The organism is Streptococcus henryi DSM 19005 (assembly GCF_000376985.1).
In the GTDB taxonomy this organism is placed as follows: Bacteria; Bacillota; Bacilli; order Lactobacillales; family Streptococcaceae; genus Streptococcus; species Streptococcus henryi.
This window is the reverse complement of sequence record NZ_AQYA01000037.1, coordinates 239,595-255,906: the sequence shown is the minus strand read 5'-3', so window position 1 is coordinate 255,906 and position 16,312 is coordinate 239,595. Positions and strand designations below refer to the sequence as shown.

Here is a 16,312-nt window from a genome sequence, read left to right as displayed (position 1 = left end):
TTTAGTCCTCACCTCCTTGAGCCTGCTGGCGTTGATATTGTTCATAATACCAGCCCTCTTGAGCTAGTAACTGATTCGGTGTCCCTTCTTCAATAATACACCCCTCATCCAGCACCAAGACCCAATCAGCATGGTTGACTGCAGACAAACGATGACTAATGATGATATTGGTTTTTCCGGCTCTTTCTTTTTGGATATTTTGGATAATGCTGCGCTCTGTCCTAGCATCAACTGCAGATAGCGAATCATCCAAAATCAAAAGTTGTGGTTGTCTGATAAAGGCTCGCGCGATAGAAATACGCTGCTTCTGTCCTCCAGAAATGGAAACCCCACGTTCACCAATTGTGGTATCTATTCCATCAGTCATGCGTTCTAAGTCATCCGCAAAGGCCGCCGTATCAATAGCTTGCTTAATATCATTTTCAGCAGCATCACGCTTACCCATCGCAATATTTTGACCAACTGAGCGCGAGAAGAGAATGTGCTCTTGGGGAACATAGCCAATCAAAACCTCTACTGACTGACGTGAGTAATCTGTAATAGCTCTGCCATTGACCTCAAACAAACCACTTCCTACGGGATACTGACGGAGAAATTGGCGGACAAGAGTTGTTTTGCCAGACCCAGTTTTCCCAACAATCCCCAGAGTTTGGCCAGCTCTTAGGTCAAGGTTAATCTTCTTAAGGTTAGGTTTGAGGGCCTGAGGGTAGGTAAAACTATAGTCTGTCATCTTGATGCTATCAAGATCCTGCAAGTCAATCTCTCCATCCTCTTCCATATCATCACCTGTCTCAATCAATTCCTGAAGTTTGCCAAATGAGGTCTTGCCAGTTTGATAAACCAGGATAAAGTCAGATAACATGGCAAAAGGCTCGACCAGAGAAACAATATAGAGTTGCAAAGCAACCACTTGACCAAGGCTTATTTGCCCTGACTTAATAAAGTAGGCTCCTGATGCCAAAATCAGAAGTGTGCTCAGCCCCAACATGATACTGTACATAGGTATGTAAAGGGCGCGATAAGAAGCAATATCATTCCAACGATTTGCCAAAGCTTTGGTTTTCTTTGCAAAACGACTAGATTGACTGGCCTTACTACTGTAAGCTCGGATAACCCTGATACCTTCAACTGTTTCCAAAACCTCATTACTAAGTTCTGAAATGGCATCACGCGCCTGATCAATCTTATCTTCCATAGGTTGAGAAATCTTGTAAGTTCCATAAGTCATGATAACAATAGGAATCATACCTAAAAGTGAAATCTGCCAAGAAATCATGAACATAACCGGGATGATAAAGGCAACCATGCCACCAGCATAAAGAAGTATCATGAGACCGTAGCCAACCATATCCTGCAACATCTCGACGTCTGTTGAGAAACGCGTCATCATATCCCCTGAACGGAATTTTTCGTAAAATGGTGTCCGCATGGAAACAAGTTTGTGAAAAGCTCGTTGCTGCATATCAAACTTAAAATGAATAGACTGCTGAAAAAGTTTCAAATGCCAAGTAAATGCAGTTCCATAGTTAACAAGTGTCGCTAAAATTAGAAGAGAAATAGTTGATATCAACCCCATCTCTGTCAACGTTTGATTAGAAATGGCATCCACAAGACCTTGGACAACTCGGGTAGGAATAACTAGTGTGGCATCATAAATTAAGAGTGTTAAAGCCACCAAGAGGTAAACCCACTTATTCTTTCTAACATATTCAAAAAATAATTTAAACAAAATTTTCCTCTTTCTTATCTTTTCTTTCTACAGGTTAATCCAAACTAATTATTTTTACATTTTCACCTCGCACATGAAAATTGTTAAATCGACAATAGTCTGATAGTTCCACAAAATCCGATACTTGCCGAAAAATCAAAAATTTCCTGAAAACAAAGTTGATTTTGAGAACGCAAAAAGCCCGCAATAAGACTACCTTCCTACCGCGGGCTCATTTATTTTGTTTTTTGCTCATCAAAAAACAATCTAATTCAATCGGTTAGAAAGGAGTTTTTCAAAAAAGACAACTGTTGAAAATACTTTGTTGTTCATTATTATTTGCTCCTTTCTCTTAATCTATGCATAATAGTAACAAAAATTTAAAAAGATGTAAAGGCTTTTTTAGAACTTTTCTAAATAAGCTATATAATAATACCTTCTAAATGGTCTAATTCATGTTGACAAATCTGGGCTGAAAAACCAGTTAGGTTTAGTTTTTGCTTTTTCCAATGCTTATCAAAAAATTCAACCTCAATTAATTGATAACGAATTGTTTTGCGAGAACCTAGTAAGGAAAGGCAAGATTCTTCAGTCTCAAAAGGGAGAGATTTAGCAGTCATGACTGGGTTGAACATGACCAAATTTGCCACTCCCATATTGACAATAATAGCACGTTTCTTAACACCAATCATATTGGCAGCCATGCCGACACAATTGTCCTTATTAGCCTCGAGTGTATCCTCTAAATCCTCTGCTAAATATAAATCTTCTTTGGTTGCTTGTTCTGACTTCTGTGCTAAGAAGAAAGTATCTTTAACTATTGGTTTTATCATATTATTTACTCCATTTTTTTCTCAATCCATTATACCAAAAAGAAGCCCCAGTGGGACTTCCTAATGTATTTTATTGAGAGACTAATTTGGACTGTCTTTACACAATACCTTGTGCTGACATTGCTTCTGCAACTTTAAGGAATCCGGCAATATTGGCACCTACAACAAGGTTACCTTCTGCATCAAATTCTTTTGCTGCTGCAGCTGCATTTTCGTAGATACCTTTCATGATATCATAAAGTTTATCATCTACTTCTTCAAATGACCATGCCAAACGTTGGCTATTTTGTGACATCTCAAGTGCTGAAACAGCTACACCACCAGCGTTAGCTGCCTTGGCAGGGCCAAAGAGTACGCCTGAAGCGTGGAATACTTCAATAGCTTCAAGTGTTGAAGGCATGTTAGCTCCTTCTGCAACTGCAATAACTCCATTGCCTACAAGTGCACGAGCATCTGCATCATTCAATTCGTTTTGAGTAGCACATGGGAAGGCCAAATCAGCTTTAACAGTCCAGATTGAGCTATCTGGTCCAGCTGGTGTAAAGTGAGCATTTGGATGATGCTCAAGGTATTGTACAATACGAGCACGTTCAACTTCTTTAAGTTGTTTCAACGTATCAACATTGATACCTTCTTCATCATAGATGTAACCTGAAGAATCTGAGCAGGCAACAACTTTTGCACCTAGGCTATGCAATTTTTGAATAGCATAAATAGCTACGTTACCAGATCCAGATACAATGGCAGTTTTACCATTGAAATCTTCACCTTTTGATTTAAGCATTTGCTCTGCAAAATAAACCACACCATAACCAGTTGCTTCTGTACGAGTAAGTGATCCGCCGTAAGTCAAACCTTTACCAGTAAGGACACCAGTGTACTCATTGCGAAGACGTTTGTATTGACCATATAGGTAACCAATTTCGCGTCCACCAACACCGATATCACCAGCTGGAACGTCAGTATCTGCACCGATGTGTTTGCTAAGTTCAGTCATGAAACTTTGACAGAAACGCATGATTTCGTTATCTGATTTACCTTTAGGATCAAAGTTTGAACCACCTTTACCACCACCGATTGGAAGACCAGTCAATGAGTTTTTAAAGATTTGTTCAAAACCAAGGAATTTAATAATAGATTGGTTAACTGATGGGTGGAAACGAAGACCACCTTTATAAGGACCAATTGCTGATGAGAATTGTACACGGAAACCGCGGTTTACTTGTACTTGACCTTTGTCATCAACCCATGGAACACGGAAAGAGACGATACGTTCTGGTTCAACCAAACGCTCTAAAAGATTTTCTTCAATATATTTTGGATATTTATCAAAAACTGGAACAAGAGAGTCGAAGACTTCTTCTACCGCTTGAAGGAATTCTGCTTCGTGCCCGTTTTGTGCTTTTACTTTTTCAAAAACACTGTCAACATACTGTTTACCTGATGTCATAATAAGTCCTCCGACATTTTTATCTTGTAATTTTTTATTACAGAGAGTATTATAAATTTTCAGAATATTCTTGTCAAGTGTTTTTTTACATTTTTTTCAAAAAAATATTTTTTTATGTGAGAAAATCTAACATAAAAAGCTGTTGGAGTAGAAAAACCAACAACTTTTTAGAAGCTTCTGATTAGTCATAGCAGAGCTTGTGTCTGACTTTATCAGAGATAGAGCGTAGCTGCTAAGCTCATCATGAGAGGTATGGAAACCAAGGATAGAACCGTTGTGAGCAGGACTAAGCGCGAGCCATATTCATAATCGCCACCATAAACTTGGCTAAGGAGGGCAGCGTTCATAGCAGTTGGTGAAGATGATGCAATGGTAAGCGCAAGTTTCATATCGTAAGCATCTACAGGTAGAAGCCAGATCATGAAAATACTGATAGCCGAGGTAACGAAGAGTCGCAAAAAGGCACTATAGTAGGCGGGTTTATATAGAAAGATTTCTTTAAAATTCGCCTTATAAAAGTAGGATCCTAGGACTAGGGTTGATAATGGAGTGTTTAGTTTCGCTATTGTTGCAACGGTATCCGTAAGCTCAACTGGTAAATCAAAAGGGGCAACAAAAAATAGAAGGCCAATAACAGTCGCAATCATGGCTGGATTAGTTAATACCGAACGAAAGTTTATCTTTGTTTTTCCATTTGAAATTAGAAATATCCCATAAGTCCATTGCATAATTTGGTTTGCCACAACGAAACCAGAAATGAAAAATACTGCATTTGCTCCACCTACTGCTTCTGCCAAAGGTGTCCCCATAAAACCAACATTTGCAAAAAGCGTGGCATACTGATCCATGTTTCGGTCGTCAGCTAATAAAAACTTAACTAAAACAATCCTTGTTATCAAAAGAAAGAAGGCAAAACCAATCATGATAAGCAAAAGATATAGACGTTGAAGCGAAAAGTCTTGACTGATAAAAGACGAGACAAAGAGACTTGGTGCAACATAGGTTGTCAGAAGCTTTGATAATCTAAAGGTAACATCTTTTGTAAATATTTCTTTATGGGTTAAGAAAATACCCACTCCCATAATTAGAAAAAGGACTACTAGTTTTTGAAAAACTAAACCTGCAATGGCCATTATAATCTCCTCAATTCTTGATTTTACTATTATAGCACTCTTAGTCTGTAAAAATCAAAATTGTTTTTATGAATTATCTTTGACACATCGTCACTTTCGTCTTGCCGTACCCTCGGTTGATAGAAAGACGTTTCCTTAATTCCCCACCTCCAACAGTTTGAATCTTGGTTTTTAGTCAAACTGCTGGAAAGAGCTCTCCCCAGCTCTTTCCACCTCCCCTGACTGTTTTGTGAACTGACTGACGTCAGTTTCTATTTCCCACCTCCAACAGTTTGAGTCTTAGTTTTTAGTCAAACTGCTGAAAAGAGCTCTCCCCAGCTCTTTCCACCTCCCCTGACTGTTTTGTGAACTGACTGACGTCAGTCTCTATTTCCCACCTCCAACAGTCACTCCCCTGACTGTTGGAGCTACCTGCGTCTTGCTTTCCTTGTCCATAAGCACTTCATTCGACTATATTAGAAAAACTCTAAGCTCAAAAAACTTAGAGTTCTTCTATTTATTCAGCATTTTTAGCGAATTGGCTCATGTAAAGATCGTAATAGAAGCCTTTGTCTGCTAGGAGACTTTCATGGTTACCTTGTTCAATGATTTGACCATCTTTGAGAACTAAGATTTTGTCTGCTTCTTGGATGGTTGATAATCGGTGAGCGATGACAAAGCTGGTTCTGCCTTCCATGAGTTTTTTCATAGCTTTTTGAATCAGTAATTCTAAGCGCGTATCAACTGAGGATGTTGCTTCATCCAAAATCAAAATCTTAGGATTTGCTAACAAGGCGCGTGCGATGGTCAAAAGTTGTTTCTGACCAAGGGATACGTTACTTGATTCCTGGTTCATTTCCATATTATATCCTCCAGGGAGGGTACGGATAAAGTGGTCAACATTGGCTGCCTTGGCCGCTTCTACGATTTGATCATCACTAGCATCTAGATTTCCAAAGCGCAGGTTTTCCTTGATACTTCCTTCATAAAGCCAAGCATCTTGTAAAACCATCCCAAACTGTTTGCGGTATTCTTGTCGAGACAGATGACGAATATCATGACCATCCACCATGATAGAGCCAGATGTGACATCATAGAAACGCATGAGCAAGTTGATAAGGGTTGTCTTACCTGCTCCTGTTGGACCAACAATGGCCACCATTTCACCTGGCTGAACTTCCAAGTTGAAATTACGAATAAGTGGCTTGTCTTCTACATACTGAAAATCCACATCTTGGAAACTAACACGTCCTGTAAGATCATGGTCAAGACTTTCAGTAACCTGATTAGCTTCATCGACTTCATCTAAAACTTGGAAAATACGGTCTAGAGAAGACTTGGCACTTTGTAGAATACCTGCTAGTTGGGTCAAGGTTTGAATAGGCTGACTAATTTGCCATACGTATTGAACAAAGGCCTGCATATTACCAACTGTCAGTTTTCCTGCAAGGACTTGGAGACCTCCGACAAGAGCAACAATAAGATAGGCTGAATCTGAGATGGCATGAAGTACTGGCATCATAATCCCTGATGTAAAGCTGGCACGGAAACCAACACGACGAAGTTTCTCAGTAATTTGACGGAATTCCTCAGCTGATGCTTCTTCTCGACCATAAAGTTTAAGGACATTAAAGCCTGTCAAATTTTCTTGAACAAATCCATTCATCTGACCAAGCGTGTCAGCTTGTTCTTTAAAGTAGGGCTGGGATTTTTTCAAAATGTATTGTGCTGAGAAGTAAGTCAGAGGCACACAGGCAATGACAATCAAAGCCAGGGTGACATTGAGGTAGAGAACCATTGCCATAGCCAAGATAATGGTCAGAAAGGCATTGACGATTTGTAAGAAGCTCTGCTGAAGAGCGTTGGAAACAGTCTCCACATCGCTGGTAAAGCGTCCCAACATATCTCCAAATTGGTGTTTATCAAAGTAGGAAACTGGGATCTTATTAATTTTTTCACTCAAATCGTGGCGGAGATCTCGGATAGACCGCTGCACAGCATTTGTCATAAAATAATTAGAACCATAAGAGCCAATCTGATAGCCAAGCCCGCGTGCATAGTAGAGCACCAAAATCATGATAATGTAAGGTACATTGATTTTAGCACCGTCGACACCCCTGGCTATGTCCAGAAGGTTAGCTGTCAATTCGGTGATAGCAAGTCCCAGAATAAAGGGTTCAAGGACATTCATGACGCTGGCCAAAACCTTTAGGAAAATGGCTAAAAAGAGGGAGCCTTTGTAGTTTTTCAGGTAATGCCACAAGCGCATGAAAACATTTTTATCTTTTCTCATCCTATCCTCCTATTCTTCTTCTGTCAGACTACGATTATTGAGCTGTGAATTGGCGATTTCACGGTAAATAGCATTCGTTTGCATCAGCTCCTCGTGAGTTCCACGGCCAACAATTTCACCTTCATCAAGAACGATAATTTGATCCGCATTCATAATAGTACCAACACGTTGAGCCACGATAAGCACCGTGCTATCCCCAGTCACTTCCTTAAGACGGGCACGCAACTGCGCATCTGTCTTATAATCCAAGGCAGAGAACGAGTCGTCAAAGATATAAATATCTGGCTTCTTAACCACAGCACGGGCAATTGACAAACGTTGCTTCTGACCGCCCGAAAGGTTGCTTCCCCCTTCAGCCAGGTGGGTATCAAATTTTTCATCTCGGCTTTCGATAAATTCCTTAGCCTGAGCCACTTCCGCCGCCTCATCCAATTCAGCAAGCGTCGCATCCTGCTTACCGTACTTAAGGTTTTCTCCGATTGTTCCGGTAAATAGCAAAGCTTTTTGCGGAATAAAGCCGACTTTCTGACGCAGAGACTTAAGATTGAAATCTCTGACATCCACGCCATCCACTAAAATCTTGCCTAACGTCACATCGTAAAAACGTGGAATCAGATTGACTAGAGAGGATTTCCCTGAACCAGTTGAGCCAATAAAGGCAATGGTTTCACCTGGTTTAGCCTCAAAGGAAATATCGTGAAGAACCGGGCTCTCTGTTTCACCTGGATAGGCAAAGGTCACATGGTCAAAGGTCAAATAACCACGGGTCTTAGTCTCCGTCACACCATCTTCATTGGGATTGATAGAAATTGGCATGTCCATAACCTCTTGAATACGGCTGGCTGAAACTGCCATTCGAGGATACATGGTAAAGAGGTTGGCAAACATGAGGAATGAAAAGAGGGCGTGGAAACTGTACTCGATAAAGGCAACCAAGTCACCAATTCGAATATCACCATTTGAGAGAGGTTTTAGTGCGAACCAAACAATGAGAACAATCATGGCAATGATAATTTGAACAAAGAGTGGCTCTGTTATACCTGTTAATTTAAAGAGACGACTAGATGTTTCTGCATAGTCATCATTCTTACTATCAAAACGTTCTTCTTGGAAATCTTCACGTGCAAAGGCACGGATAACACGAAGTCCTGTTAGATTTTCACGAACGTATTGATTGATTTTATCCAGAGTCTTTTGTTGCTTTTCTGAGAGAGGCTTTGTTTTAATGGCCACATAGGCAACAACCCAGATTAGAAATGGTACTGCTACCGCAACAATCCAAGCTAGGGATGGACTGGTCAAAAGAATCATGACAACACTGGAAACCATCATCATTGGCGTCACCAAACCCATACGCAAAGACTGCTCTGCAAATTGCATCAAAACAAAAGCATCGCTGGTCATTCGGGTTACCAGAGAAGAAACACCAATTTTTTCGTATTCATGGTGAGAATACTCTTGAAGCTTGTCATACATGTCATTACGCATGTCACGAATCATAGTTGTGGTCAAACGACCGGCCGCATAGGCCAAGGTAACCCTCCCTAATATTCCTAATAGGATGATAACAAACATAATGCCTGCCCAAAAATATAGGGCCGAGCTGTTGTTTTGCGTCACCCCTTGGTCAATCATACGTGCCAGGGCTGTTGGCATGCCCAAGTTGACCACTACGAAGAGGAAAGCTCCTAGGATGTCTAGGGCTAGCCATTTGGGGGACTTTTTTAAATAAGACCAGATGTACTTCATAGTTTTCCTTTCTTTTTCAATAATTTTTACAATAATTTCTTTTTTTTTGATGCTTTTCTTAAGTGGCACGGACGCAAGCAACCTCCTTCGGAGTTTCATTGCTAAATTTTGAGCCTTAGGTCTCAAAATTTCCGAGACTATCATCACTTCCTTGGATGATAGTCTTTTTGCCACGGCGAAAAGTATCAGGTGGGTTCGCTGCGTTCACTTTTGTGTTAACTCAAAAAAGTTGTATAAAGTTTTATATATTTGAGAAGGCAAGTCGATGCAGATATACCTGATGGTAGGCAAGAAGACTTAACGTCTTATCATTTTGATTTTCGAAGAGTATTAGTCCTGCTATAGACACCAAAAGAAGCACAGCTTGTGCTTCTGATTCATGATTATGTCAGTGAGTTCTCTATTAAGCCTAGAGCTCTTTTATCATCCAGATATCCATGGCTGAATGTCCTGCCTCATTGGGCAGTGCTTGGGGCAGTTTTTCAAAACCAAAATGTTCATAAACTGCTACTGCTGAAGCAAGTTCTTTTGCTGTTTCCAAGTAGAGTTGAGCGTACCCCTCCTCACTGGCAGCTGTGAAGATTTTCTTGAGGAGTGAACTTGAAAGCCCTCTGCCTCTTTGGTCACTAGAGACATAGAGTTTTTGAAGCTCTGCTATGGACTCAGAAATCGGTCCAAAGCCTCCAACTCCAAGAATCTCTTCTGCTTCTTCAATGACATAGTAGGCTGAGCGCGGGAGCTTGTTGTAATAGGACCAGAGGTCGTCTAGCTGAGGATCAAAATAGGCTGTGCCAGGCTTATCTAAACCAAATTCTTCTAAAGAATTACGAATCAATTCGGACACTTTGCTAACATCAGAAAATTGGATTTGACGTAAAATCATTAACTTTCTAACTCCGATAAGTACTCGTAACGCTCATATTTTTCCAGTAACTCTTCATTTGCTGCATCCAGGTCACGCTGAAGACTTGCAAGCTGACCATAATTGCTGGCATTTTCCTGCATAGCTGCTTCGATGTCCTCAATTTTTCCTTCAAGTTCGGCAATCTCGTCCTCAATCTTGGCCCACTCCTGCTTTTCAAAGTAAGACATTCGCTTACGTTCTGTCTTTTCTTTTTCAACCTTAGGCGTTTCTTTTTTGAGGGCAATGGCAGAGCTTTCTTTTTCAAAAGCTACTTCATCTAAATAATCGGTGTAGTTTCCGAAGAATTCTCGAATCCCGCCATTCTCAAAAGCAAGAATCTTATTGGCCACCTTATCAAGGAAATATCGGTCATGGCTAACTGTGATAACAGGACCAGCAAAGCCTTGGAGGAAATTCTCGAGAACAGTCAAGGTTGCAATGTCCAAATCATTGGTCGGCTCATCTAGAAGAAGAACGTTTGGTTTTTCAATAAGAATCTTCAATAGATAGAGACGCTTTTTCTCTCCACCAGATAATTTAGCAATCTGAGTTCCATGCGTTGAACGTGGGAAGAGGAATTGTTCCAAGAGCTCTGTGACACTGGTTGTTCCAACTGCTGTTTTAACCTCATCAGCTACTTCTTGCAAGTAATTAATGACACGCTTACTCTCATCCATATCCTTTATTTGTTGTGAGAAATAGCCAATGCGGACAGTTTCACCAATATCAATCTTTCCTGAACTTGGCTGGAGCTCTCCAGTAATCAAGTTGAGAAGAGTTGATTTCCCAACACCATTATCTCCAACAATACCGATACGGTCCTTATTTTGAATCAGCAAATTAAAGTCGGACAAGATTGGTTTTCCCGGGAAAGAAAAGTCAACATTTTCAAAGTTAACAACTTTTTTTCCGATACGACTGGTTTCAAAGTTCATTTCTAAATCTGTTGAACTTGTGCTTCCAGAGAGATTTGCTTTTAAATCATTAAAGCGATTGATTCGAGCTTGTTGTTTGGTAGCGCGAGCCTGAGGCTGTGTGCGCATCCAAGCTAATTCTTGCTTGTAGAGTTGTTTCTTCTTATGAAGCGAAGCTGCGTCCCGCTCGTCTTGCTCGGCACGAAGACGAACATAGTCTTGGTAATTTCCTTGATATTCTGTTAAGGCAGCATTATCCAATTCAAAGATGCGGGTCGCAACATTGTCCAAGAAATAACGGTCGTGGGTAATAAAAAGGACAGTTTTCTTTGATGTTTTTAGGAAATTTGTCAGCCAAGCAATGGTATCAATATCAAGATGGTTGGTTGGCTCGTCTAGTAGAAGCAAATCTGCATCCCCAAGTAAAACTTGAGCCAATTGGACACGGCGACGAAGACCACCTGAAAGAGCACCAACTTTTTGTGTCAAATCAGAAATCCCTAGTTTTGAAAGAACTGTCTTAACTTCACTTTCAATGGTCCAGGCATCAAGACTATCCATCTCCGCCATAACCTTTTCAAGTCGACTTTGATTTTCCTCAGAATAATCAACCATCAAGGCTTCATACTCCTTGATCAAAGCCATTTCTCGCAAATCAGAAGACAAAACAGTTTCCAAAACAGTTTTATCTTCTTCAAAATTTGGCTCTTGGGTTAAATAGGCGATTTTGTAATCACTTTTTGTTGAAAAAGGAGAGACATCACCATCGAAGCCAAGATCACCAGAAATTACATCTAACAAGGTTGTTTTACCTGTTCCGTTAACCCCGATAATCCCAATTCGGTCAAGATCGTGAATAATAAAAGAAATATCACGAAATACCGTCTTATCTCCTACTGATTTTGTTAGTTTTTCTACGATAAAATCAGACATTCATCATCTCCTTTATATAATTAAAGATATCAGCTTTATTATTAGCCAAATCACCAAGGACAATGGCCTCTTCTACACCTTTAAGAAGTTTTCCCATCTTAGGACCTGGTTTCATCCCAAGCTCCTTAATCAGCAGGCCACCATTTACAACTATTTCATGTTTATCATGGATGGTCAATTCTTGGTCAAGCTGCTCTATCCTCTCAAAATTCACTGACAATCCTTGTGCCTGGCGTAAGCCTTCAACTAAATAAGCACATTCCTTACCGAATTTGTAGATGAGAGGTTTGTCAGCTTCATGCTTTAGTCGGTAACGATAGAAAGCGACGATTGCTGAGACATCTTTCTGGAATTGACTTGATGTTTTCCATTTTTTTAGAAATTCTTTGGGGTCTTTGACATCTAAGGCCAATAGCAGAGCTGCCCAAGCTTGCTCAGAACTAGCAAAGCAAAAATCCTTAGAAAAACAATCTCGAAGGCTCTGCAATTTCCCATAAGAATCAGCTAAATCTGGCAAATAATCATAGGCACCGCTATCAATAAGAACTGACAATCCTTTTTTCCAGAATGGCGCCAGCAATAATTTATCAAATTCAATGAACGAACGTTCAACTGAAATCTTTTCAAGTAAGGGAGCATGGCTCTTCATAGCCTCAAATGTTTCAGTTTCTATAGTAAAATCCAAAGTTGCCGCAAAACGGAAACCTCTCATGATTCGCAATGCATCCTCATTAAATCGTTCAGAAGGAACACCAACAGCACGCAACAGGTGCTTGTTAAGATCATCCAGACCATTAAATTTATCGATTACAGTACCAGTCTCGTCAAGGGCGAAAGCATTTACCGTAAAATCACGACGTTTGAGATCCTCATCCAAAGAGCGCACAAAAGAAACAGATTGAGGGCGTCTGTAATCCACATAAACATCCTCAGTTCTAAATGTGGTGATTTCATATTCACCGCCTGTTTCCAAAACAAGGACTGTCCCATGTTCGATACCAATATCTACCGTGCGGTTAAAAATTTGTTTTGTTTCCTCTGGATAAGAACTTGTTGCAATATCGACATCGTGGATAGGTCGATTCAATATAGCATCACGAACACTTCCACCAACAAAATAGGCTTCATATCCTGCTTGACGAATTTTCTTTAAGATTGGTAAAGCCTTCTGAAATTCAGAAGGCAAATTGTTTAATTTCATAATAATTTTTCCAAACCATAAACGAGTTGATCACGTTTAACAACTTCCTTAATGCCAAGGTTAACCCCGCTCATAAAGGAAACTCTATCATAAGAATCATGGCGAAGGGTTAGTCCTTCACCTTGAGCACCGAAGATAACCTCTTGGTGAGCTACTAAACCAGGAAGGCGAACGCTGTGGATACGGAAACCATCAAATTCAGCACCGCGTGCACCCGCAAGTGTCTCAACTTCGTCTTCAGCACCTTGCTTTTTAGCCTGACGAACTTCACGAATGAGCTCGGCAGTCTTAACAGCTGTACCCGATGGAGCATCTTTCTTCTTGTCATGATGCAACTCAATAATTTCAAGATCAGGGAAATATTTCGAAGCTTTAGCCGCAAATTCCATTAGCAAGATTGCACCGATGGCAAAGTTAGGAGCAATAAGTCCACCTAATTTTTTCTGAGCAGAGAGATCAATGAGTTCAGCGATTTGACTTTCACTAAATCCTGTAGTTCCAACTACCGGTGCAAAGCCATTTTCCAAGGCAAAACGAGTATTCTCATAAGCAACAGCTGGCATTGTGAAATCTACCCAGACATCTGCATCAAACCCTGACAGAGCTGCCTTATCTGTAAAGACTGGCACACCGTCAACTTCTGCTTCTGTAGCAAATGGGTCAAGCAAGGCTGCCAATTCAAGGTCACTATCCCCTTGAATCATGTTTACAGCTGTTGATCCCATTTTACCTTTAAATCCTGCAACAATCACTTTAATACTCATGATACTACCTCTCTCAAACTTACAATTCTCGTCTTATGGGTTAAATAATTGGGGTGAAACCAAATGCAACTGCTCCAGCACCCAAGTGGGTCGCGATGACACCGTCAAAAGTTACAATTTCAAGATTTTCAGTGTGACCTTGTTCACTCAAGAGATCATAAAATTGTTGTGCTTTTTCTTCTGCTTTAGAATGAATAATGTAAATTTCATAATCTCGGTCTGAAGTCACTTCTTCTAAAACGTCAACCAAACGCTTGATTGCTTTCTTCTCAGTACGCACTTTCTCAAAAACAACAATTTTTCCTTCTTCGTTGAAGTAAAGGATTGGTTTGATGCTTAAAAGATTTCCTAAAAGGGCAGATCCATTTGATAGACGTCCGCCTTTTACAAGATGATCAAGATCATCCACCATAATGAAGGCACTTGTTCCCTCAATTTGCTGATTGATCTTATCTAAAATGGTCTCAAAATCATCTCCTTGACTTGACCAGGCAAAAACACTCTTCACCATTGATCCTAGAGGAGCAGATGTGATTTTACTATCAGGGAATGCTACTGTCAGATTAGAGTATTCTTCAATTAAAAATTGAATATTTTGCCAGAATCCTGAAATACCCGATGACAAGAAAAGACCGATAACATGAGTATATCCCTCAGCTGAGAGTTTTGTTAACAATTCGTCCAGTTCTGCCAAACTTGGCTGACTTGTTTTAGGAAGATCAGGTGATGAAGCCATTTTGTCATAAAAGTCATCAAGAGAGAGAGTCTTCCCCTCAACATATGATTGACCGTCAATCGTAATTGGAATATCAAGGACGAATAAATCCTTACGTGCCTTGAGTTCCTCAGACAAAACAGCTGTTGTATCCGTGATAACTGCTAATTTCATTTAGTATTAAACTCCAAATTAATTCCTGGGCGGTCAAGTGCAATTTCTGTAACTTCATAAGTCATACGCTTAACCATGTCCAAAAGTGGCTCTGCCAAACGTTCAACCTCTACTTGAGAAAACTCACTCGGTTCGTTGATAATGCGGTCTTTTACTGTAACCATTTGTGAAATAACACCACTAATAACAAACTCATCACGAACAATCATAAATTGTAAAACAGCTACGATAACTGTTTCATTCTTTTCTTGATCTTTTTTAACTAATTGGAAGGTAACTTCAAAGTTTGTTTTTGGTTCCCCGTGTTCTTTTTCCCACTCTAAATTGCGTGCATCATAATGATATTGATTAACAAATTCTTTTTCACGTACTAATTCCATGACGTTCTCCTCGTATAAACAGTTAGCATTATTATAGCACATTGGTAAGAGATTTCAAAGCGACTAAAAGGACTTCTGTGGGTGCTTGGCAATAATTTCTGGATGTGCCTCTAAGATGTCTTGACCTTTTTGAGTAATAGCATAGCCACGAAGATCAAATAGTTGCCCCAACTCTTCTTCACTGTAATTATCTGCTATTGATTGGTCCAAGTCTGCTCTTTTCATTTTTGAAAGGCCAGCAAGACCTTTAGATTTCAAGAAATCCTTAATTTTTGAAGCTGGCAGATGACGTAAGGAATCAAAAGCTGTATCAATCTTGACAAAACCTTGCTCGATTAACCAGCTCAGCTCTTTTTCCGCATCAATACCATAAGTTGTATAAAAGTACTTATGGTAAACAGATGCAGTTGTAAAGGTACCAAACTGAATACGCCATAGCATGATAATGTGCCCCGGAAGAAGTCCCTCGACCGTACGAATCATATTTCGCTTAGGGATCGGTTTACGTAATAATTCTTCTTCATATTTTGGTGCAATATAAGGCATTTCTGCATGTTCTTGATAGATTTCTTTTATAGTTTTCATAATTATCATTATAGCAAAAAGAAAAGACCAGATAAAACAATCTGACCTTATTAATGTCTACATTTATTTGATTGACAATAGCAGAGCTTATTAGCTTATAAAAGTCCACTTTCAGTCAACCACTTATCAACGGCATTTTGTCCTGATAGTACGCGCCCTTCAATATCCTGAGGGCCAATAATGTTCTTTATCTCATCTTGAGAGACACTGTAAGTAGACCCTCCAGATGTTGCAAAGGCTGCCACTTTTTTATGAGACAAATCTAAATCCTCCAAAACTGTATAGAGAATGCGTGGAGGAATTCCCCACCAAATCGGATGACCAATGATAACAGTATGATATCCAGATAAATCTGGTAACTTCCCTTTGTATGCAGGACGACACTTACTGTCTTTTTGTTCCTTGTTAGCTCGACTGCTAGCAAGAGTCCAATCTAAATCCTGATGACTATAAGTATCTTCTTCCTCAATAGAATAAATATCCGCATTTAGTCTACTTGCAACGGCTTCAGCTACACGCTTAGTGGTACCTGTTTTAGAAAAATAAAGAATAAGTGTTTTTGACATAACCATTACCTCCTTATGTCTCTTATACTCA

Annotated in this window: 14 protein-coding genes; all 14 read right to left on the bottom strand. The window is 39.9% G+C overall.

Going from position 1 to position 16,312, the window contains the following annotated elements; translation table 11 throughout:
• Position 1: 1 nt before the first annotated feature.
• On the bottom strand, positions 2-1,729 hold the full coding sequence (locus F601_RS0111270) for an ABC transporter ATP-binding protein (protein WP_018165786.1): 1,728 nt from the start codon (positions 1,727-1,729) through the stop codon (positions 2-4).
• A 401-nt stretch (positions 1,730-2,130) separates the two neighbouring features.
• Positions 2,131-2,541: a peptide deformylase gene (locus F601_RS0111265; RefSeq protein ID WP_018165785.1), complete on the bottom strand. Its 411-nt coding sequence runs from the start codon at positions 2,539-2,541 to the stop codon at positions 2,131-2,133.
• 97 nt (positions 2,542-2,638) lie between these two features.
• Entirely contained in the window at positions 2,639-3,991 is a 1,353-nt protein-coding gene (gene gdhA / locus F601_RS0111260) for an NADP-specific glutamate dehydrogenase (RefSeq protein WP_018165784.1), read from the bottom strand.
• 212 nt (positions 3,992-4,203) lie between these two features.
• Positions 4,204-5,124, bottom strand: a complete 921-nt coding sequence (locus F601_RS0111255; RefSeq protein WP_018165783.1) for an AEC family transporter — start codon at positions 5,122-5,124, stop codon at positions 4,204-4,206.
• Between the two features lie 496 nt (positions 5,125-5,620).
• A complete protein-coding gene (locus tag F601_RS0111250) occupies positions 5,621-7,396 on the bottom strand; it encodes an ABC transporter ATP-binding protein (RefSeq protein ID WP_018165782.1) in 1,776 nt (591 codons plus the stop codon).
• A gap of 9 nt (positions 7,397-7,405) precedes the next feature.
• A complete protein-coding gene (locus F601_RS0111245; RefSeq protein WP_026183206.1) occupies positions 7,406-9,145 on the bottom strand; it encodes an ABC transporter ATP-binding protein in 1,740 nt (579 codons plus the stop codon).
• A gap of 409 nt (positions 9,146-9,554) precedes the next feature.
• Positions 9,555-10,028, bottom strand: a complete 474-nt coding sequence (locus F601_RS0111240) for a GNAT family N-acetyltransferase (protein ID WP_018165780.1) — start codon at positions 10,026-10,028, stop codon at positions 9,555-9,557.
• The gene (locus F601_RS0111235) at positions 10,028-11,896 is read right to left on the bottom strand and encodes an ABC-F family ATP-binding cassette domain-containing protein (protein ID WP_018165779.1); all 1,869 of its coding nucleotides are present in this window, start codon (positions 11,894-11,896) and stop codon (positions 10,028-10,030) included. The genes F601_RS0111240 and F601_RS0111235 overlap by 1 nt, the downstream gene beginning before the upstream one ends.
• Entirely contained in the window at positions 11,889-13,097 is a 1,209-nt protein-coding gene (locus tag F601_RS0111230) for a CCA tRNA nucleotidyltransferase (protein ID WP_018165778.1), read from the bottom strand. Before F601_RS0111230 ends, F601_RS0111235 begins: the two co-directional genes overlap by 8 nt.
• The gene (gene dapB / locus F601_RS0111225; protein ID WP_018165777.1) at positions 13,094-13,861 is read right to left on the bottom strand and encodes a 4-hydroxy-tetrahydrodipicolinate reductase; all 768 of its coding nucleotides are present in this window, start codon (positions 13,859-13,861) and stop codon (positions 13,094-13,096) included. The genes F601_RS0111230 and dapB overlap by 4 nt, the downstream gene beginning before the upstream one ends.
• 40 nt (positions 13,862-13,901) lie before the next feature.
• Positions 13,902-14,750 (bottom strand): DegV family protein, encoded by an 849-nt coding sequence (locus F601_RS0111220; protein ID WP_018165776.1) that lies wholly within the window; start codon positions 14,748-14,750, stop codon positions 13,902-13,904.
• The gene (locus F601_RS0111215) at positions 14,747-15,130 is read right to left on the bottom strand and encodes a DUF1149 family protein (protein WP_018165775.1); all 384 of its coding nucleotides are present in this window, start codon (positions 15,128-15,130) and stop codon (positions 14,747-14,749) included. Before F601_RS0111215 ends, F601_RS0111220 begins: the two co-directional genes overlap by 4 nt.
• Before the next feature lie 63 nt (positions 15,131-15,193).
• On the bottom strand, positions 15,194-15,715 hold the full coding sequence (locus tag F601_RS0111210) for a hypothetical protein (protein ID WP_018165774.1): 522 nt from the start codon (positions 15,713-15,715) through the stop codon (positions 15,194-15,196).
• Positions 15,716-15,810: 95 nt separating this feature from the next.
• The gene (locus F601_RS0111205) at positions 15,811-16,281 is read right to left on the bottom strand and encodes a flavodoxin (protein ID WP_018165773.1); all 471 of its coding nucleotides are present in this window, start codon (positions 16,279-16,281) and stop codon (positions 15,811-15,813) included.
• Between the last annotated feature and the right edge of the window lie 31 nt (positions 16,282-16,312).

What these genes read in the sequence shown, in the direction of transcription:
- F601_RS0111265 (WP_018165785.1), bottom strand. Translation starts at nt 2,541, where the DNA reads ATGATAAAACCAATAGTTAAAGATACTTTCTTCTTAGCACAGAAGTCA.
- gdhA (WP_018165784.1), bottom strand. Translation starts at nt 3,991, where the DNA reads ATGACATCAGGTAAACAGTATGTTGACAGTGTTTTTGAAAAAGTAAAA.
- F601_RS0111255 (WP_018165783.1), bottom strand. Translation starts at nt 5,124, where the DNA reads ATGGCCATTGCAGGTTTAGTTTTTCAAAAACTAGTAGTCCTTTTTCTA.
- F601_RS0111250 (WP_018165782.1), bottom strand. Translation starts at nt 7,396, where the DNA reads ATGAGAAAAGATAAAAATGTTTTCATGCGCTTGTGGCATTACCTGAAA.
- F601_RS0111245 (WP_026183206.1), bottom strand. Translation starts at nt 9,145, where the DNA reads ATGAAGTACATCTGGTCTTATTTAAAAAAGTCCCCCAAATGGCTAGCC.
- F601_RS0111240 (WP_018165780.1), bottom strand. Translation starts at nt 10,028, where the DNA reads ATGATTTTACGTCAAATCCAATTTTCTGATGTTAGCAAAGTGTCCGAA.
- F601_RS0111235 (WP_018165779.1), bottom strand. Translation starts at nt 11,896, where the DNA reads ATGTCTGATTTTATCGTAGAAAAACTAACAAAATCAGTAGGAGATAAG.
- F601_RS0111230 (WP_018165778.1), bottom strand. Translation starts at nt 13,097, where the DNA reads ATGAAATTAAACAATTTGCCTTCTGAATTTCAGAAGGCTTTACCAATC.
- dapB (WP_018165777.1), bottom strand. Translation starts at nt 13,861, where the DNA reads ATGAGTATTAAAGTGATTGTTGCAGGATTTAAAGGTAAAATGGGATCA.
- F601_RS0111220 (WP_018165776.1), bottom strand. Translation starts at nt 14,750, where the DNA reads ATGAAATTAGCAGTTATCACGGATACAACAGCTGTTTTGTCTGAGGAA.
- F601_RS0111215 (WP_018165775.1), bottom strand. Translation starts at nt 15,130, where the DNA reads ATGGAATTAGTACGTGAAAAAGAATTTGTTAATCAATATCATTATGAT.
- F601_RS0111210 (WP_018165774.1), bottom strand. Translation starts at nt 15,715, where the DNA reads ATGAAAACTATAAAAGAAATCTATCAAGAACATGCAGAAATGCCTTAT.
- F601_RS0111205 (WP_018165773.1), bottom strand. Translation starts at nt 16,281, where the DNA reads ATGTCAAAAACACTTATTCTTTATTTTTCTAAAACAGGTACCACTAAG.